Source organism: Providencia rustigianii, assembly GCF_900637755.1.
GTDB lineage: Bacteria > Pseudomonadota > Gammaproteobacteria > Enterobacterales > Enterobacteriaceae > Providencia > Providencia rustigianii.
This window is the reverse complement of sequence record NZ_LR134396.1, coordinates 804,866-824,844: the sequence shown is the minus strand read 5'-3', so window position 1 is coordinate 824,844 and position 19,979 is coordinate 804,866. Positions and strand designations below refer to the sequence as shown.

Sequence of the window (19,979 nt, the reverse complement as noted above, 5' to 3'; positions counted from 1 at the left end):
TTATGGGCGATAAACTTTAATATTATCAAAACCTTGTTCTTTCAAATACAGTGCTTGTAAGCGACTCATCACACCACGGTCACAATATAACAAATAGGTTTTCTCTTTCGGTAAATCACCAAACTGAGTACCTAATTTGTAGAATGGAATATGTTTAATTTCAATGCCATCTACTTTCAATGGTTTATCTTCAAACTCATCAATAGAACGAATATCTAAAATCACTTCGTTTTCCGCAGATAGCTCACTAACCATCTCAACTTCAGCAACTTGCTCGCGGCTCTCTTCCGCAATCTGGCGGATATCGATATTTTTCGCCTGCTCAATCACAGAATCTAAGATATTGAAGTCAAAATTAGCTTCTTCCGCTTCAATGCGCGCTTTCACGGCTTTCACGGTTGGGCTCTTCGAAATAACACCGCAATATTCCGGCATTGTTTTTGCGAAATCTTCAGTACCAATTTGGCGCGCCAGCTTAATGATGTGCTCTTTATCATGGGAAATTAGCGGACGTAATATTAAGGTATCGGATGCATTATCAATTAACCGTAGGTTAGTCAGAGTTTGACTAGAGACCTGACCAAGGGCTTCACCTGTGACTATCGCCTGTACACCATAACGCTCGGCCACTCTCGAGGCTGCACGTACCATCATACGTTTTAAGACAACACCCATCTGTCCGTCATCGATTTTTTCTAAGATCTCTGCGACGACAGGTTCAAAGTTAACCGCAATAAAGCGTACTTTATGGGAGCTACCAAAACGATTCCATAAATAGTAAGCGATTTGTTTAACGCCAATTTCATGCGCCGCTCCGCCTAAATTAAAAAAGCAGTAATGCACACGGCAACCACGACGCATTAACATATAGCTAGAAACACCGGAATCAAATCCACCAGAAATCAGCGATAAAACATCTTCTTGAGTCCCAATTGGGAAACCGCCGATCCCTTCGATACGTCGTTTAACGAGGATCAGATTTTCATCTTCAATCTCTAAATGAACAGTGGTATCAGGGTCTTTTAGCTTGACCTTTGCTGAAGCAATATGTTGGTTTAAACCGCCGCCAATATAGCGCTCGGCGTCAATAGATGAAAATTCATGTTTACCACGACGTTTCACCCGTACACAGAATGTTTTGTTTTCTAATGACGCACCATAAGATTCCAATGTCATTTCAAAAATATGGTGTAGACTAGTAAAAGGTTTTTCTTCCACTTCTAGAATATGGTGAATACCTGGAATACGGCTAAGCATGTCACAGATTTCGTCGTGCTTCGAATCCCCTTTAACACGCACTTCAATGTTATCCCAATTACGGACAACCGAGACTTCTTCGCCAAGACTTTTTAAGACATTGCGGATACTGCTAGTCAAAATTTTAATAAAACGGATTCTAACTGTTTGGCTTTTGATCGTGATTTCAGGGAATAACTTAATAATAAACTTCATAATAGCTGCATGTTCTTGGTTAGAGGGGAAAACGGACGTTGTTTAAAAGTGACACACGTACACTTTACCAATTGTCAATAAAGAGGCGTATTATAGCACTATCTTGCGTACTGAATCTAAAAACACCAATAATAAATTGTAACCACGGCGAGACTAAGTTAGTCTGCTCCATAATTAAAACTCCCCCTTTTAAGTGATTTAACATTAGTGATTAACGATTATGGCTAAAGAAAAATCCCAGCAAGTTCCAACTGTTAGTTTTGAAAACTCCCTCACAGAGCTTGAGCAGATCGTCGCTCGCCTTGAGTCTGGAGAGCTCCCTTTGGAAGACGCATTAAATGAATTTGAACGCGGCGTCCAAATTGCTAAGCAAGGTCAAAAAGTCCTCCAGCAAGCAGAGCAACGTGTGCAAATTTTGCTGAGCGATGATGAAAACAAAGCCCTTGACGATTTTTCACCTGATACAGAATAAATTATGTCCGAACAACACCAAGATGCCTTCGCGCATCAGCAACGCCAAGCCCATGATAGAGTTAATCAGTATTTATTAAACTCATTAGAGACGTTACCTTTTGCCGATCTTCCCCTTGCTCAGGCGATGAAATATGGCACGCTTCTGGGTGGAAAACGCCTGCGTCCGTTCTTAACCTACGCGGTTGGCGAAATGCTTGGCGTTAGCCAAGATAACCTAGATGCACCTGCGGCAGCCGTCGAATGTATCCATGCTTATTCATTAATTCATGACGATTTACCCGCCATGGATGACGATGATTTACGTCGAGGGCAACCCACTTGCCATATTAAATTTGGTGAAGGTAACGCTGTTTTAGCGGGGGATGCATTGCAGACATTTGCATTCCAACTGCTGTCCAGCGCTGCCATGCCAGAGGTTTCAGATAAAGATCGTATTGCAATGATTTCTGAACTCGCCTATGCCAGTGGTTTAGCCGGCATGTGCGGTGGGCAAGCATTAGATCTCGACGCCGAAGGAAAACGTGTAGATCTTGCCGCTCTTGAGCGTATTCATCAACATAAAACAGGCGCACTTATCCGTGCCGCGATCCGCTTAGGCGCTTACGCAGCAGGAGAAAAAGGACGTCAATCCATCGCTATTTTAGATCAATATGCCAATGCTATTGGGCTTGCCTTCCAAGTCCAAGACGATATTCTAGACGTCATCGGCGACAGTGAAATTACGGGCAAGCGCCAAGGTGCGGATGAACAGCATGAAAAGAGCACTTATCCGTCATTACTCGGTCTTGAAGCCGCTCAAGAGAAGGCTAAAGAGCTATATCAAGATGCGATCACCGCGTTAGAATTATTACAATCTCAAGGTTACAATACTGAATTACTCAGAGCATTAGCCAATTTCATTATTGAACGCAAAAGCTAACAATATGCTTTGCCTTTTGGTATGCATAAGACCGATAATTATAACATCATTACCCGAGCCACTTTGACGTATTGCGATGAATGAAAAATAATACCGACTCAGCAATAACGGGAAGTAGACAGGGAATACCCTAATTAATTTAAGTAGTGAGCACCTAATGAGTATAGATACCGCTAAATATCCAACGCTGGCACTTGCAGAGACGCCTGATGAATTGCGCCTACTGCCAAAGGAAAGCTTGCCAAAGCTTTGTGATGAACTCAGACAATTTTTACTGAATAGCGTTAGTCGCTCTAGCGGCCACTTTGCATCAGGGCTGGGCACAGTAGAGCTTACCGTCGCCCTACACTATGTCTACAAAACTCCATTTGATAACTTAGTATGGGATGTTGGTCACCAAGCTTACCCACATAAAATTCTGACAGGACGCCGTGACAGAATTGATACCATCCGCCAAAAGAATGGGTTGCATCCATTCCCATGGCGTGCAGAAAGTGAATATGACATTTTAAGCGTTGGTCACTCCTCAACCTCCATTAGTGCGGGTTTAGGCATGGCAATTGCGGCTGAAAAAGAAGATAAAAATCGTAAAACCGTTTGTGTGATTGGCGATGGTGCAATCACAGCTGGAATGGCTTTCGAAGCCATGAATCATGCAGGGGATGCCGCACCGGATATGTTGGTGATCCTCAACGATAATGAAATGTCGATTTCCGAAAATGTCGGTGCGTTAAATAACCATCTGGCACATTTACTCTCAGGCAAACTGTATACAACTCTGCGTGAAGGTGGCAAAAAAGTCTTCTCGAATATCCCACCGATCAAAGAATTACTGAAAAAAACTGAAGAACATATCAAAGGCATGGTCGTTCCCGGCACCATGTTTGAAGAGCTAGGTTTTAACTATATCGGACCTGTTGATGGGCATGATGTGGTCGCACTGATCCAAACCCTGAAAAATATGCGTGACCTAAAAGGTCCTCAATTCCTGCATATTATGACCAAAAAAGGTCGCGGGTATGAGCCAGCAGAAAAAGACCCAATCAGCTGGCACGCTGTACCTAAATTTGATCCAGCCACATTCACATTACCAAAAAGCAAAGATACTAGACCGACATTCTCTAAAATTTTCGGTGACTGGCTATGTGAAGAAGCTAAAAATGATGACAAGTTAATGGCTGTCACACCGGCAATGCGCGAAGGTTCAGGTATGGTTCGCTTCTCTAAAGAGTATCCAAACCAATATTTTGACGTGGCCATCGCAGAGCAACATGCCGTGACATTTGCTGCTGGCTTAGCGATTGGTGGCTATAACCCAGTTGTCGCAATTTACTCCACATTCTTACAGCGTGGCTACGACCAAGTTATCCACGATGTAGCAATCCAAAAGTTACCGGTTATGTTTGCTATTGACCGTGCCGGTATTGTCGGTGCTGACGGTCAAACTCACCAAGGCTCATTTGATATTTCATTCTTACGCTGTATCCCAACCATGGTGATCATGGTACCGAGTGATGAAAATGAATGTCGCCAAATGCTGCATACCGGATATCACTATCAGGAAGGCCCTACCGCAGTACGTTATCCGCGTGGCGCGGGTGTAGGCGCTGAACTTATGCCACTTTCACCATTAGAAATTGGTAAAGGAATTGTACGCCGTCAAGGTGAGAAAGTTGCAATTTTAAGTTTTGGTACACTACTAAGCAATGCCTTAGAAGCCGCTGAACAGCTCAATGCAACCGTCGTCGATATGCGCTTTGTAAAACCATTAGATGAAGCCTTAATTCTCGACATGGCAAACAGCCACGATATGCTGGTGACCCTTGAAGAGAATGCCATTATGGGCGGCGCGGGTAGTGGCGTGAATGAGTTCTTAATGCGTGAGAAAAAAGTCCTCCCCATTCTCAACCTTGGTTTACCAGACTTCTTTATTCCACAGGGAACTCAAGAAGAATTATTGGCTGACCTTGGCTTGGATGCGGCTGGCATTGTGAAATCAATTACTGACTACCAGCAAAAATAATTCACTGTTTTATATATGAAAAAAGACCGCCTAGGCGGTCTTTTTTTACACATCAATCTATTAAATTAGAATGGCATGACCTGATAGTGAACCAGTAACCAAATAGTGACATAAGCAAAAATCGCCGCAATAATGTCATCGATCATGATGCCAAAACCGCCACCAACTCGACGATCAAAAATACGGATCGGCCACGGCTTCCACATATCGTAGATACGGAAGATCACAAACCCTGCAAGTACCCACTGTACACTGACAACAGGGATCGCCATCAACGTGATCCACATTCCGATAAACTCATCCCAAACGATACTGCCATGATCGTGGATCCGCATATCATGGGAGGTGCGCTCGCAGATCCAGCATCCAAACCAGAAACCCACCACAATAATCACCCAGCAACTCCAAACGGGTAATTTATCCATGAGTAGCCAGAAAGGGATCGCGGCTAAAGAACCCATCGTACCAGGAATAATTGGCGATAAACCACTGCCAAAACCCGTCGCCAATAAGTGCCACGGATTACGCATATTCAATCGTTTTTTTGCTTCTGCTTTTTCTTGAGCACTTGCCATTAGGCACCTTCTTGTACAAAGTGGTCAAAACCTTTTAGATCCACATCTACAGCTTGGTTATGACAAAAGTAGCGGATCCCTTCCGATTGCGGTTTAATTTGACCAATACAGGTAAAACCCGCGCCGGTATGGGCTAATGCCATTTCTAAAGCGCCGCGATTCATTTCAGGAACAGTAAAGCATAATTCATAATCTTCACCACCACTTAATGACCAGATTCTAGCCTGTTCAACGGAACAATTTTGCTTTAATGCTTCTGATTGAGGCAGCGCATCCAGATTGATCCTCGCCCCACAACCACTGGCTTTTAAGATATGGTTAAGGTCAGAAACTAAGCCATCAGAAATATCAATGGCCGATGAGGCTAAATTACGTAGCGCTTGCCCCTGTAATATCCGTGGCTGCGGATGTAAATGACGCCCAATTAACCACTGTGTATGTTCCGTACTTTCCGGATGTAGTTTATCTTGAAGTATAGCAAACCCAGCAGCACTGTCGCCGAGAGTTCCAGTCACATAAATCCAGTCACCATTTTTCGCACCCGAGCGCGATAGCGCTTTTCCTATTGGAATCAAACCATGAACGGTATAGGTTAAGCTCATTGGCCCACGAGTGGTATCGCCGCCAATTAACTGCATTCCATAGTAATTAAGCTGCTCAAATAAAGTGTCACTGAAAGCCTGTAACCAGTCCATATCAACTGTTGGCAATGTAATTGCCAAAGATACCCATGCAGGATCAGCGCCCATTGCAGCAAGATCGCTTAAATTAGAGGCTAAGGATTTATAGGCGAGATCGGCAGGAGAAATGTCGGGTAGGAAATGAATACCAGAAACTAAAGTGTCCGTACTCACAGCAAGTTGCTGCTTTTCAGGGATGGTCATCAACGCACAGTCATCACCAATACCGATATTTACATCACGTCGGTTTACTGTTTGACGATTAAAAAAACGCGCGATGAGGTCAAATTCGCCATAAGACATGGTAGATTTTCCGTTTTCGCTATGCCGGATTCTCAATAAACTGAAAATACAGGCATAAGTACTAGAGTAGACTGGACCCCAGCCTACCCATCACATCTAAAGTATTACAGGAGGGAACCTGATTATATTATTTTTTACGACGAACTACAGGTGCTGCTTTATCTAACACACCGTTGACAAACTTATGGCTATCTTCAGCTCCAAATACTTTTGCTAATTCAATACCTTCATTGATTGCAACTTTAAACGGAACATCTTGTCTATAGCTTAGTTCATACATTGATACACGTAAAATCGCTTTTTCAACTTGACCTAATTCTTCCAACTGACGAGAAAGATACGGTGACATAAGTTGATCCAGCTTGGTTGCGTTACTCGCAATACCCGAGATCAGTTCACGGAAATAGTTAACGTCGACGTCAGACATGTCCTGTTCGGCTAAAAACTCATATTCCACTTCAGCAATAGGATTGCCGGATAATTGCCATGAATAGATGGCCTGTACAGCACACTCACGAGCGCGGCGACGAGCAGCAGGTTTCACAAGATTCCCCTTAAATAAAAAAACTACACAGCCTATTTCGAGCGTCTGCCGCCCGAAATAACGACTGTATTATTTGCCTTTTACAGCTTTAATCACATTAATCATTTCGAGAGCAGTCAGTGCAGCTTCTGCACCTTTGTTACCTGCTTTAGTACCAGCACGCTCAATAGCTTGCTCGATATTTTCAGTGGTTAATACACCGAAAGTCACAGGAACATCACTGTTCATTGCTACATGAGACAGACCAGAGCTACACTCACCAGCAACATATTCAAAGTGCGCAGTACCGCCACGAATAACGGTGCCTAATGCGATAACTGCATCATATTTTTTAGTTTCTACCAGAGCTTTAACCACAAGCGGTAATTCATAAGCACCTGGAACCCAAACAACGGTGATGTTTTCTTCAGCAACTTGACCAATACGATCTAATGCATCAATTGCACCGTCCAGCAGACTATCATTAATAAAGTTGTTAAAACGAGCGATAGCGATAGCAACACGCGCTTTTGGCGCGGCAACAACACCTTTAATTACGTTCATAGTCTTCCTCAAATATTAATTATAACCCGCGGGGCGCGGATTTTATCACATTCTTTCATTAATCGTATGAGTGATTTTTAGCAAACTGCTAAAAAAAACACATTTACCATACGGGACGCAGTCTTACCCGCAAGTCATTTCCCACTTTTTCCACGTCAGTAAATTCAAAGTTTGGCGCATCTGAAAGAGATTTCAATGCAGGGAAATTGACTAATCCACGCGCAGTATCCCCTAGCAATTTAGGGGCAATATACACAATAAGTTCATCAACTAAACCTAACTTTAGTAGTGAGCCTGCAAGTGTTGGTCCTGCTTCAACCCAAATGCTATTGATATTACGTTTAGCCAACTGCATCATCAAAATCACTAAATCAATGCCATTTTCGTCCGCAAGGATCGGAACTTGCTCCACTTGACCTTGCCATGTGACTTCATTATCTGGCGTTGGGCGTATTAACCAACACTCCCCCGCTAACTGAGTCACTTGGTGCTCAGGAGTCACTTTATTATGGCGGTCTAACACAATACGGATCGGCTGACGCAGTTGATCTTCTGGATATTCTTGCTGGATATCACTCGGTAATTCACTCCAACGAACCGTTAAAGCCGGATCATCGGCAATCACCGTATTACTGGTACTGAGGATTGCACTTGCTTGGGCTCTGAGAACCTGCACGTCTTTACGTGCCGCTGGGCTAGTGATCCACTTACTTTCCCCTGATTCTAATGCTGTTTTGCCATCTAATGACGCGGCTAGCTTTAATTGAATATAGGGGAAAGCGGTACGCATACGTTTTAAGAAGCCACGATTTAGAGCTTCAGCTTGTTCCAATAGAATATTACTGGATGTCTCAATCCCAGCCTGGGAGAGCATATATAGCCCGCGACCTGCGACTTGGGGATTGGGATCTTGCATTGAGGCAACCACACGGCTTACCCCAGCCTTAATTAAGGCCTCTGCACAAGGTGGCGTGCGTCCATGATGACTGCAAGGCTCAAGGGTCACATAGGCCGTTGCGCCTCTAGCTTTGTCTCCCGCCATACGCAATGCGTGAACTTCAGCATGGGGTTCTCCCGCCTTCTGGTGATAGCCTTCACCGACAACTTCACCATCACGGACAATGACACAGCCTACATTCGGATTGGGTGAGGTAGTAAAACGCCCTTTTCGTGCTAATTCAAAAGCACGAGCCATATATATGCGGTCTTGTTCAAGCATTGATATCAATCCTGTAGTTTAGCGATTTCTTCACCAAACTCTCGTATATCTTCAAAACTACGATAAACAGAGGCAAAGCGAATATACGCCACTTTATCGAGCTTTTTTAATTCATCCATTACCAAGTTCCCAATCAGTTTTGATGGGACTTCACGCTCACCCGTTGCTCTTAGGTGGGACTTGATAGAAATAATCGCTTGTTCAATAGCATCAGAACTCACTGGCCGTTTTTCTAAGGCTTTCAGCATACCTCGATTCAGTTTTTCTTCATCGAAAGGTTCGCGGACCTCGTCACTTTTGATAACCCTAGGCATAACCAATTCCGCCACTTCAAAAGTGGTAAAACGTTCATGGCAAACTAAACACTGGCGGCGTCTGCGCACTTGTGAGCCTTCACCAACCAGACGCGAGTCGATGACTTTCGTATCTACAGCTGAGCAAAATGGGCAATGCATAGCGATTCCTGATTATTTTCTATAGGTAGGTAGTGTAACTCAGACTGAAATGAAAAACACCTTGCAAGGTGGAACTCACAAGGTGTTTTCAATGCTTTATACCCATCAAAAATTAAGGCAATAAAGACTCTTGGTCAGCACCTTCTTTCTCGACTTTCGTCTGAAGTAAATGCTCACGCTTCATTCCCATCTTCAGTGCCAGTGCAGAAGCAACATAGATAGATGAGATAGTACCAATAGTCACACCGATTAACATAACCAGTGAGAAGCCTTCTAACATTGCGCCACCAAACAGATACAGCATCAAAACCACTAAAAGGGTCGTTGCTGAAGTCATGATGGTACGGCTTAATGTTTGGGTCAAAGAGACATTCATAATTTCATAAGGTGTACCACGACGGATCTTACGGAAGTTTTCGCGGATACGGTCAGAAACTACGATACTATCGTTAAGGGAATAACCGATAACTGACATCAATGACGCCACAATTGTCATGTCGATTTCAATATGAAATAGAGACAAAATACCTAATGTGATGACAACGTCATGCGCAAGTGCTAATACCGCACCCGCTGCTAAACGCCATTCAAAACGGAAACCAACGTAGATTAAGATACAGATCAATGCCGTTAACAGAGCTAATGCTCCCGTTTGCGCCAGTTCTGCACCTACACTTGGTCCCACGAATTCAATACGTTTAACGGTTGCTTGATCATCAACATTTTGGTTGATGATGGTGATAATCTCTTTACCAACTTCTTGACCCGCAACACCTTCAACTGGCGGTAAGCGGATCATAATGTCACGGCTACTACCAAAGTTCTGGATTAAGGGATCTTTATGATTCGAGTTAGACAAGCTATCACGAATTTTATCCAAATCAGCAGGCTGACTTAAGTTGATTTCGATAACTGTACCGCCCGTGAAATCTAAGCCCCAGTTAAAACCTTTGAGCCCGATAATCACGCAAGAAGCGATCAGTAATACGATAGAAATACCAAAGGCAACGTTGTCCCAGCGCATAAAGTCATAGACTTTACGACCATAGTTCAATTGTTCAACAGTATAATCCTGTGCCACAACGTGCTCCTTAAATTGACAGCTTGTTAATACGTTTACCGCCGTAAAGTAGGTTCACGATTGCACGCGTACCAACAATAGCTGTAAACATAGAGGTTGCGACACCAATCGCTGTCGTAATTGCAAAGCCTTTAATCGACCCAGTACCCACTGCATAGAGAATAATTGCGGTGATTAAGGTGGTTAAGTTTGCATCGGTAATACTTGAGAAGGCGCCTTTATACCCTTCGTGGATCGCTTGCTGCACCGAACGTCCATTGCGTAACTCTTCTTTGATACGCTCGTTTATCAGAACGTTGGCATCGACGGCAACCGCAAGGGTTAAGACGATACCTGCAATACCCGGCATGGTTAATGTTGCTCCCGGTAATAGGGACATAACACCAACAATCATCACCAAGTTTGCCATCAGTGCGCTACTCGCAATCAGACCAAACTTACGATAGTAAATAATCATAAATAGGATTGATGCTAATAGACCAGCAATACACGCTTTCAGACCTTGTTCGATATTTTGCATACCGAGAGTTGGGCCGATTGTACGCTCTTCAACAATTTGGATTGGCGCAATTAACGCACCGGCACGTAACAATAATGAAAGCTGACGAGCTTCATTCGCGTTATCAATACCTGTAATACGGAATTTGCTACCAAAACGCGCTTGAATACGTGCAGCGTTAATCACTTTTTCATCTTTGACTAAAATCGCACGACCCGCTGCATCTTTCTTACCACTGTCTTTATATTCAACAAACAGGGTTGCCATCAGCTTATCTTGGTTGTCACGAGTAAAGTCAGACATGATAGAGCCACCAGGGCTATCAAGACCGATACTGACTTGTGGATAGCCATTTTCATCTGTTTCCGATGTGGAATCAGTGATATGGTCACCCGTTAATACAACACGTTTGTACAGCACATATGGCGTGCCATCACGGTCATATTTAATCTCGGAATCGCCCGGAATTCGTCCACTTTCAGCCGCAGCACTATCAACACTGGTATTCACTAAACGGAATTCTAATGTTGCAGTTGCACCTAAAATTTCTTTTGCACGAGCAGTATCTTGGATACCCGGTAATTCAACAACAATACGATCCGCACCTTGACGTTGAACCAGAGGCTCAGCGACCCCTAATTGGTTAACACGGTTACGAATGATAGTAATGTTCTGGGAGACGGCATAGTTACGAGCTTCACGTAAGCGCTCATCCGTCATAACAGCAATCATGGTATTATCGCTGCCATCGGAAAACACTAAGTCTGGATATTTACGTTCCAGCGTTTTCTCAGCTAAGCTGCGATCATCAGCATTACGGAAGCGAACTTCAACGCTATAATCACTGCCTTTACGAATAGAAGAGTACGCAATACCTGCTTGGCGCAAGTCATTACGCAAACCATCCATGTTTTGTTCCTGCAATTTACCTAATGCAGTGTCCATATCGACTTCCATCAGGAAGTGAACCCCACCACGCAAGTCGAGACCAAGTTTCATTGGTTCCCCACCGAGGGCTTCGAGCCATTTAGGCGTAGCAGGTGCTAGGTTTAATGCAACAACATACTGGTCGCCCAGCGCATTCATGATAACTTCACGCGCACGCAACTGAACATCAGAGTTGTTGAAACGGGCTAAAATTGCCCCATTTTCAAGAGCAACAGATTTGCTTTGAATTTTATCTGTTTCTAAAGCTTTTTGGACTTGGATCAGCGTTTGTTCATTGGCGGCGGTTCCCCGCACGCCAGTGATCTGAACAGCCGGATCCTCACCATATAGGTTTGGAAGTGCATACAGCAAACCGACGAGGATCGCAGTGATCAACATCAGATACTTCCATAAAGGATAACGGTTTAGCACGGCAGTTCCCTTCGGGAAAATTCAGAATTAAATTGCTTTCATTGTGCCTTTAGGTAAAACAGCAGCAACGAAATCACGTTTGATAGTTACTTCAGTGTTCTCACTCAGTTCAAGAACAACATAACCCGTTTCAGAAACTTTATTTACACGTCCGATTAAACCGCCAGTGGTTAAAACTTCATCACCCTTTGCAATGGATTCCATCAGCTTACGGTGGTCTTTAGCACGTTTTTGTTGTGGACGCAGGATCATGAAATAGAAAATCAGTGCGAAAACAACCAGCATGATAATCAGTGAATATGGGCTACCTTGTGCTGGTGCGCCTGCAGATGCCGCAGCTTCAGAAATTAAAAAACTCATTCAACTTTCCTCATTGTTATTGAAAGCAATTTCAAACATACATATTAACTACTTCAAGTTACATAAAATACATCAAACCGCTCTGTAACTAGAAATAAAAACTATTATTTACACTAAATAATTCAAATTATTGATACCAATAATTTGAAAACAGTGCAAAGAACAAAGGATACAGCCCGATATGCTACACAGAAAGGGCTAACTTCGCACTTAAATTCACTCTCTATTTAATGAAGGCTGAGGTTTCCCAATCTTCTCGTAAAAATCAGAGGCAAACTGTTCAAAATTTCCAGCTTCAATGGCTTCTCGAATACCGGCCATTAAGCGCTGATAGTAACGTAAATTATGAATGGTATTGAGGCGCGCACCCAGAATTTCATTACAACGGTCAAGATGGTGTAGATATGCACGGCTGTAATGGCGACAAGTATAGCAGTCACAATCCGCATCAAGGGTTGATGTATCTGACTTATACTTAGCATTACGAATTTTCACCACGCCGCTAGTCACAAATAAATGACCATTACGAGCATTACGCGTTGGCATAACACAGTCGAACATGTCGATACCACGGCGAACACCTTCGACTAAATCCTCAGGCTTACCAACGCCCATTAAATAGCGAGGTTTTTCGGCTGGAATTTGTGGACAAACATGCTCTAAAATACGATGCATATCTTCTTTAGGTTCACCCACAGCCAAACCGCCTACAGCGTACCCATCAAAGCCGATTTCTACCAGCCCCTTAACAGAAATATCACGTAAATCTTCGTAAACACTGCCTTGAATAATACCGAATAATGCATTTTTATTATTCAGTTCATCAAAGCGCTGGCGGCTACGCGCAGCCCAACGAAGAGACATTTCCATCGATGTCTTTGCGTAGTCCCAATCCGCTGGATATGGCGTACACTCGTCAAAAATCATGACGATATCTGAACCGAGGTCATACTGAATTTCCATCGATTTTTCAGGACTTAAGAATATTTTTTCACCGTTAATTGGATTACGGAAATGGACACCTTCTTCTTTAATTTTACGCATTGCGCCAAGACTAAAGACTTGAAAACCACCGGAGTCCGTTAAAATCGGTCCCTGCCATTGCATAAAATCATGTAAATCACCGTGTAATTTCATGATCTCTTGACCTGGACGTAGCCACAGGTGGAAAGTGTTACCCAGCAGGATTTGAGCGCCAGTTTCTTTAACTTCTTCAGGGGTCATCCCCTTCACCGTACCGTAAGTTCCTACTGGCATGAATGCAGGGGTTTCCACCACACCACGTTCAAAAATCAAGCGACCACGACGAGCATTGCCATCGGTTGTCTGTAATTCATATTTCACGTTTTATCTCCTAGCATCAGAAAAACAGTCTGGTGCTATTGGTTACTCGGTATAAGCAAACAGCTTCGCTGTAACTTACTAATTAATTTGCCTCGCCAATTGACTCGAAACGAGCATTAGCATTCGGCGTAATAAACATGGCATCGCCATAACTAAAGAAACGGTATTTTTGCTCAACGGCTTCTTGATAGGCTTGCATGGTGTTTTTATATCCCGCAAACGCAGAGACCAACATAATTAATGTGGATTCAGGTAAGTGGAAATTAGTGATCAATGCATCGACCACTTGATATTGGTACCCCGGATAAATAAATATCTGAGTATCATCGAAAAATGGAGCAATTAGCGCATCTTGACTGGCTTTGGCCGCACTTTCTAATGAGCGAACAGATGTCGTTCCTACTGCAATGACTCGATTTCCGCGTGCTTTACATGCAAGAACTGCATCAACAACATCTTGAGGAACTTCAGCGTATTCAGAATGCATAATATGGTCTTCGATCGAATCCACACGTACTGGCTGGAACGTTCCTGCGCCAACATGCAGTGTCACGAAAGCCATCTCAATGCCTTTTTGACGTAACGCTTCTAACAGTGGTTCATCAAAATGTAACCCTGCTGTTGGTGCAGCCACTGCTCCCGGGCGTTGACTATAAACCGTTTGATAAAGCTCTTTATCAGACTCTTCATCTGGGCGGTCAATATACGGAGGCAGCGGCATATGTCCAATCTGGTTCAGGATGCTTAACACATCCCGCGCATCATCAAAACGCAGTTCAAACAACGCACCATGACGAGCAACCATTGTAGCATTCACGCTTTCATCTTCACCAAGCAACAGAGCTGCACCCTCTTTGGGTGCTTTTGATGCGCGAACATGGGCTAAAACTCGGTGTTCATCCAGCATGCGCTCAACCAACACCTCAATTTTACCGCCACTCGCTTTGCGACCAAACAGTCGTGCAGGGATCACGCGAGTGTTGTTAAACACCAGCAAATCACCCGGCTCCAATTTTTCAAGGATATCGGTAAACACACCATGCGTGAGCTGCCCCGTGGCACCATCAAGGCTTAGCAAGCGACATGAGCTACGCTCTGCTTGAGGATAATGGGCAATAAGTTCTTCAGGTAATTCAAAAGTAAAATCGGATACACGCATTGTATTGACTTCAATCTAAAAAAATAAGGCGACTAGTCTAGTGCTGCACTGCCTCTGGCGCAAGAAATAAGCGCCATTTAGTTCAAAAAAACAGCAATAATGGGTAAATATTTAATTAAATAGCCCAAGCTGTATCTATTAACTTTTTAGTTTATAGTAACCGCATGAATTATCTTGCTCATCTTCACCTCGCACACCTCGCCAAAAGTTCACTTTTGGGTAACATGATGGCTGACTATGTACGCGGCAATCCTGCTGGGAACTATTCACCAGAGATTGTAGCGGGGATCCGAATGCACAGAGCGGTGGATAGGATCACTGATACCCACCCGCTGGTTAAGCAAGCACGCGCGCTATTTAGAGAAGAATACCGCCGAGTCGCACCTATTACCTTAGATCTCGTTTGGGATCATTTTCTTTCTCGATATTGGCATCGCATTGAAACACATATTTCACTCCCTGAATTTTTACATTCTGCCCGGCTAATCATTGAACCCCATTTATGTCATACCCCTGAAAAATTTCAGGAGTTAAATGAGTATCTCTGGTCACAACAATGGCTAACTCGCTACGGCGAAAAGGAGTACATAGGGAAATCCTTAAATGGCATGGCAAGGCGACGTCCAAAGCTAAGTGCGTTAAGTGGGTCTTTCGATGATTTTTTACTTAATTACGTGGAACTTGAAGACATTTTCTTTCAATTTTATCCACTGATGATCGACAATGCTAAGCAACAATTTTTTGCCCAAGAGTTCACATTACGTGCATCGGAATAAATTAAAACTTGCACTTTAATGGAATAAAACTATCTTATTGATATTAATTTATTAAATGAGTACAATTGATAGGTAAAAACTATCATATTAATCGGTTTTAATGCCTTTATTCCCATAAGATAAATCTTTATCCTATGGAGAGATTTTCCCGCAGGCTTTACGGTCATTGCGGAGATAGATACCCTTAAAACTCATAGGAGTAAATTATGGTTCTGGTAACACGTCAAGCCCCTGACTTTACTGCTGCTGCTGTTCTTGGTAATGGTGAAATTGTTGATAATTTCAACCTGAAAAGCCACCTGAATGGTCGTCCAGCTGTGATCTTTTTCTGGCCAATGGACTTCACTTTTGTTTGTCCTTCAGAGCTGATTGCATTCGACCATCGCTATGAAGAATTCAAAAAACGCGGCGTAGAAATTGTTGGTGTTTCTTTTGACTCTGAATTTGTTCATAACGCATGGCGTAAAACGCCAGTTGATAACGGCGGTATTGGTGAAGTTAAATATCCGATGGTTGCTGATATCAAACGTGAAATCATGAAAGCTTACGGCATCGAGCACCCTGAAGCAGGCGTTGCTCTGCGCGGTTCTTTCTTAGTTGATAAAAACGGTGTTGTTCGTCACCAAGTGGTTAACGACCTGCCATTAGGCCGTAACATCGACGAAATGCTGCGTATGGTTGATGCGCTGCAATTCCACGAAGAGCACGGTGATGTTTGCCCAGCTCAGTGGGAAAAAGGTAAAGAAGGCATGAATGCATCTCCAAAAGGCGTTGCAGCATTCCTGACTAAAAACGCAACTGGTCTGTAATTCTATCCAGTCAGTTTTAAGTGCCGGCTTTATGCCGGCATTTTTGTTTTTCACCCCATAAGCCCCACACCTATCTCAAATTTTTTCTACCTTGTTAACACTTTTCACTCTTATCCCTCAGTCTCTTGAATAAATCATGATATACATATTTGATACAAATAATTAACAATTTATTAATTAGCTGTATATCATAATTAGCCCAATATCCTTCTTCACAATCGGGAGATACGAATGATAAAAAATCATGGAGTCTTTCTGTATTACTGCTGTCCTTATTGGTTTCCACACAATTGTACGCGGCCTCTGAACCCGCAGTAGAAGCTCAAAAAGGAATGGTCGTTTCATCTCAACATCTCGCTTCACAAGTGGGTGCAGATATTCTCAAAGCTGGAGGAAATGCCGTCGATGCTGCCGTTGCTGTGGGCTATGCCCAAGCTGTCGTCAACCCTTGCTGTGGCAATATTGGTGGCGGTGGTTTTATGACCCTCCACTTGGCTGACGGAAAAGATATCTTTATTAATTTCCGAGAAACTGCACCAAAAGCCGCTAGTGCCGATATGTATTTGGACAAAAATGGTCAGTTAATTAAAGATGCTAGCTTGTATGGCTATCTAGCCTCTGGGGTTCCCGGCACAGTAAAAGGCTTAGATTACGCATTGGAAAAATACGGAACAATGGATCGTCAGCAGGTCATGAAACCCGCCATTAAGCTAGCAAGAGACGGTTTTATCTTAACTCGTGCTGATACCGATGTTTTGGATACAACAACCGAACGATTCAAACAAGATCCAGAAGTCGCACGTATTTTCTTAAAACCAGATGGGAGTGCTTACCAACCTGGAGATCGTCTTGTACAAACTGATTTGGCTAACACATTAGAAAAGATAGCAAATAATGGTCCCGTCGCTTTCTATGAGGGAGAGATCCCCAAAATTGTCGAAGAGGCTTCTAAGAAAAATGGCGGTATCCTCACGGCCCAAGACTTCGCTCACTACACCATTACGGATACTACGCCTGTGAGCTGCACTTATCGCGGCTATAAATTTATTTCGGCTCCACCACCAAGCTCTGGCGGAGTGACTATCTGTGAAACATTAAATATCTTAGAAGGTTACGATCTGAAAGAAATGGGCTTTAACTCCGCCGAATATATTCACACTTTGACGGAAGCCATGCGCCACGCCTATATGGATAGAAATACCTTCTTGGGTGACCCAGCATTCGTTAATAATCCAACGGACAAATTGCTCAGCAAGCAGTACGCCGCCGATCTGCGCAAAGAGATTGTTCCAAATAAAGCGACGCCATCCACTCAAGTCCAACCCGGCATGGGGCCCCACGAAAAACCAGAAACCACCCACTATTCTGTCGTTGATGATAAAGGCAATGCCGTTTCCACGACTTATACCATAAATGGTCGTTTTGGCTCTGTCGTCATTCCCCCAGGAACAGGCTTTTTCCTCAACGATGAAATGGATGATTTCACCACTAAAGTGGGGGAGAAGAATATGTATGGGTTAGTTCAAGGAGAGCGTAACTCAATCGCCCCCGGTAAGCGCCCACTATCATCGATGAGCCCGACAATTGTGACTAAAGATGGAAAAGTATTCTTGGTGCTTGGTTCTCCGGGTGGTTCACGGATTATTTCCATTACACTACAAACTGCCTTGAATATTATTGACCATGGTATGCCACCTCAAGAAGCCGTCAATGCGCCACGAATTCATCATCAATGGCTACCTGATGAGGTTTATTATGAGCAGCGAGGCGTTTCTAAAGACTCATTAGCCCTATTAGATAAGATGGGTTACAAAATGGTAGAGCAGACCCCATGGGGTGCAGCAGAGCTGATTATGATTGGTATTCCAGATGGTGCAGGCGTCAGCGCTAAATCGTCAGGTAATGATTCTGCGGTCTCAGGTAAGGTTCGTGAAGGATTTATCTACGGTTCCAATGATGTTCGTCGCCCTGCGGGCAGCGCCGTTGGTGTGAATTAGTTTGCTACCGTAATAGCGAAAATGCCAGCTGATTTATCGCCAGCTGGCATTTCATTGAGCACTCACAAAATATTAAGCATGTTTATGCTGCTCAGAAGATGGGGCTATCAATCTATCGCACAAGGCGGCAATCACTAGCACTACCAGCGATGGTAACAACCATGCTAAATCTTGCTCATACAGTGGAATTGAAGTCATCCAATCAGGAATGTACGCTTTCAAACTCTCAGTTGCTTTCACTGCACCAATCAAGCCAACCACAAAACTCGTCAACATTGTTGGAGCAATGACAACCGTCGGATTACGCCACCATCTCAATGTAAAGCTCATTAAAATCAGCACAATACAAGGTGGATAAATCGAAACAAGTACAGGTAATGAAAACGCAATTAATTTGCTTAATCCAAGGTTCGAAATAACCATGGAGAATACACCGAGAATTAAGACTAATTTACGATAAGAAATCGATACATAGCGACTAAAGAACTCAGCACAAGCACACGTTAAGCCGACCGCCGTTACCATGCAAGCAACAAAGATCAATACCGCAAGGAAGAAGCTTCCATAATCACCAAATGTATATTGGACATATGCGTGTAAGATATCTGCGCCATCAGCAGGATTAGGGATCAGCGAGCCGCTATTTTCACCTAATTTAAACAGAGAAAGATAAACTAAGGTCAGTAATACACCAGCAATCAAACCAGCCCACATTGTATAGCGAGTCAGTAATGATGAGTTTTCAATTCCTCGGGAACGGGCGGCGTTAACAATGACGATACCAAATACCATGGCTCCCAAGGTATCCATTGTCAGATAACCATTAATAAAGCCATTGGAGAATGCCATTTCTTGGTATGCCTGAGTCGCCATAATCGGCTCACCGGCAGGCCACATGACAGCAGCAATACCTAACACCGCCAGCGCTAAAATTTTAACAGGTGCAAGAATATGCCCAACACTATCCAATAATTTTCCTGGATACAGAGAAATCCCGACCACTAAAACGAAATAAATCGCACTGTAAATAAATAACGAAATTTCTGATTCGCCACCCAGCAATGGTGCAATACCGACTTTATAGGAAACAGTTGCCGTCCTAGGTGTCGCAAATAGTGGACCAACAGATAAATACGCAACGATAGCTAATAAAAGCCCAGCCACTTTACCAACCGGCGTGCTGAGGGCTTCAATACCACCGCCAACTTTAGCGAGAGCAACAACAGTAAGAACGGGAAGACCGACTCCAGTAACAAGGAAACCCAGTGCCGCAGTCCACACTTGATCCCCTGCTTGTAAGCCGACCATTGGTGGGAAAATGATATTTCCAGCACCAACAAACAATGCAAAGGTCATAAGACCTAAAGCAATAATATCTCTGGATGATAAACGATGAGCCATAATATGT

The 19,979-nt window shown here is 43.5% G+C and carries 19 protein-coding genes; 6 read left to right on the top strand and 13 right to left on the bottom strand.

What is annotated here, in order from left to right:
• On the bottom strand, positions 1-1,452 hold the full coding sequence (gene thiI, locus EL244_RS03685) for a tRNA uracil 4-sulfurtransferase ThiI (RefSeq protein WP_006815773.1): 1,452 nt from the start codon (positions 1,450-1,452) through the stop codon (positions 1-3).
• A gap of 220 nt (positions 1,453-1,672) precedes the next feature.
• Here thiI and xseB point away from each other — a divergent pair, with 220 nt between their 5' ends.
• The 3 genes from xseB (at position 1,673) to dxs (ending at position 4,868) form a co-directional block, all read left to right on the top strand.
• Entirely contained in the window at positions 1,673-1,924 is a 252-nt protein-coding gene (gene xseB / locus EL244_RS03680) for an exodeoxyribonuclease VII small subunit (RefSeq protein ID WP_006815774.1), read from the top strand.
• A 3-nt stretch (positions 1,925-1,927) separates the two neighbouring features.
• Positions 1,928-2,845: a (2E,6E)-farnesyl diphosphate synthase gene (gene ispA, locus EL244_RS03675; protein ID WP_006815775.1), complete on the top strand. Its 918-nt coding sequence runs from the start codon at positions 1,928-1,930 to the stop codon at positions 2,843-2,845.
• Positions 2,846-3,002: 157 nt separating this feature from the next.
• Positions 3,003-4,868, top strand: coding sequence for a 1-deoxy-D-xylulose-5-phosphate synthase (dxs, locus tag EL244_RS03670; RefSeq protein ID WP_126458828.1), 1,866 nt, complete (start codon positions 3,003-3,005; stop codon positions 4,866-4,868).
• Between the two features lie 65 nt (positions 4,869-4,933).
• Here dxs and pgpA read toward each other — a convergent pair whose 3' ends face one another.
• From pgpA to queA, 11 genes are all read right to left on the bottom strand, one after another.
• Positions 4,934-5,443 carry a phosphatidylglycerophosphatase A gene (gene pgpA / locus EL244_RS03665; RefSeq protein ID WP_006815777.1) on the bottom strand — a complete coding sequence of 170 codons (510 nt, stop codon included), beginning with the start codon at positions 5,441-5,443 and terminating at the stop codon, positions 4,934-4,936.
• Positions 5,443-6,426 carry a thiamine-phosphate kinase gene (thiL, locus tag EL244_RS03660; RefSeq protein ID WP_126458825.1) on the bottom strand — a complete coding sequence of 328 codons (984 nt, stop codon included), beginning with the start codon at positions 6,424-6,426 and terminating at the stop codon, positions 5,443-5,445. Before thiL ends, pgpA begins: the two co-directional genes overlap by 1 nt.
• A gap of 127 nt (positions 6,427-6,553) precedes the next feature.
• A complete protein-coding gene (nusB, locus tag EL244_RS03655; protein WP_006815779.1) occupies positions 6,554-6,970 on the bottom strand; it encodes a transcription antitermination factor NusB in 417 nt (138 codons plus the stop codon).
• Positions 6,971-7,039: 69 nt separating this feature from the next.
• On the bottom strand, positions 7,040-7,513 hold the full coding sequence (ribH, locus tag EL244_RS03650) for a 6,7-dimethyl-8-ribityllumazine synthase (RefSeq protein ID WP_006815780.1): 474 nt from the start codon (positions 7,511-7,513) through the stop codon (positions 7,040-7,042).
• A 103-nt stretch (positions 7,514-7,616) separates the two neighbouring features.
• A complete protein-coding gene (gene ribD / locus EL244_RS03645; protein ID WP_006815781.1) occupies positions 7,617-8,732 on the bottom strand; it encodes a bifunctional diaminohydroxyphosphoribosylaminopyrimidine deaminase/5-amino-6-(5-phosphoribosylamino)uracil reductase RibD in 1,116 nt (371 codons plus the stop codon).
• 5 nt (positions 8,733-8,737) lie between these two features.
• Entirely contained in the window at positions 8,738-9,187 is a 450-nt protein-coding gene (gene nrdR / locus EL244_RS03640; protein WP_039855609.1) for a transcriptional regulator NrdR, read from the bottom strand.
• 112 nt (positions 9,188-9,299) lie between these two features.
• Positions 9,300-10,268: a protein translocase subunit SecF gene (secF, locus tag EL244_RS03635; RefSeq protein WP_006815783.1), complete on the bottom strand. Its 969-nt coding sequence runs from the start codon at positions 10,266-10,268 to the stop codon at positions 9,300-9,302.
• A 10-nt stretch (positions 10,269-10,278) separates the two neighbouring features.
• Positions 10,279-12,126, bottom strand: a complete 1,848-nt coding sequence (gene secD / locus EL244_RS03630; protein ID WP_071599562.1) for a protein translocase subunit SecD — start codon at positions 12,124-12,126, stop codon at positions 10,279-10,281.
• A 27-nt stretch (positions 12,127-12,153) separates the two neighbouring features.
• Positions 12,154-12,486, bottom strand: a complete 333-nt coding sequence (yajC, locus tag EL244_RS03625; protein ID WP_006815785.1) for a preprotein translocase subunit YajC — start codon at positions 12,484-12,486, stop codon at positions 12,154-12,156.
• Between the two features lie 216 nt (positions 12,487-12,702).
• Positions 12,703-13,830 (bottom strand): tRNA guanosine(34) transglycosylase Tgt, encoded by a 1,128-nt coding sequence (tgt, locus tag EL244_RS03620; RefSeq protein WP_126458820.1) that lies wholly within the window; start codon positions 13,828-13,830, stop codon positions 12,703-12,705.
• Between the two features lie 82 nt (positions 13,831-13,912).
• Entirely contained in the window at positions 13,913-14,989 is a 1,077-nt protein-coding gene (gene queA / locus EL244_RS03615) for a tRNA preQ1(34) S-adenosylmethionine ribosyltransferase-isomerase QueA (RefSeq protein WP_006815787.1), read from the bottom strand.
• 164 nt (positions 14,990-15,153) lie between these two features.
• Between queA and EL244_RS03610 the strand changes: the two genes are divergently transcribed.
• The 3 genes from EL244_RS03610 (at position 15,154) to ggt (ending at position 18,571) form a co-directional block, all read left to right on the top strand.
• A complete protein-coding gene (locus EL244_RS03610; RefSeq protein WP_006815788.1) occupies positions 15,154-15,765 on the top strand; it encodes an acyl carrier protein phosphodiesterase in 612 nt (203 codons plus the stop codon).
• A 206-nt stretch (positions 15,766-15,971) separates the two neighbouring features.
• On the top strand, positions 15,972-16,574 hold the full coding sequence (locus tag EL244_RS03605; protein ID WP_006815789.1) for a peroxiredoxin C: 603 nt from the start codon (positions 15,972-15,974) through the stop codon (positions 16,572-16,574).
• Between the two features lie 290 nt (positions 16,575-16,864).
• Positions 16,865-18,571 carry a gamma-glutamyltransferase gene (gene ggt, locus EL244_RS03600; RefSeq protein ID WP_232004563.1) on the top strand — a complete coding sequence of 569 codons (1,707 nt, stop codon included), beginning with the start codon at positions 16,865-16,867 and terminating at the stop codon, positions 18,569-18,571.
• A gap of 72 nt (positions 18,572-18,643) precedes the next feature.
• Here the strand turns inward: ggt and brnQ are convergent, their stop codons facing one another.
• Complete coding sequence (brnQ, locus tag EL244_RS03595) at positions 18,644-19,972, bottom strand: branched-chain amino acid transport system II carrier protein (protein WP_126458814.1); 1,329 nt, start codon at positions 19,970-19,972, stop codon at positions 18,644-18,646.
• Positions 19,973-19,979 lie beyond the last annotated feature (7 nt).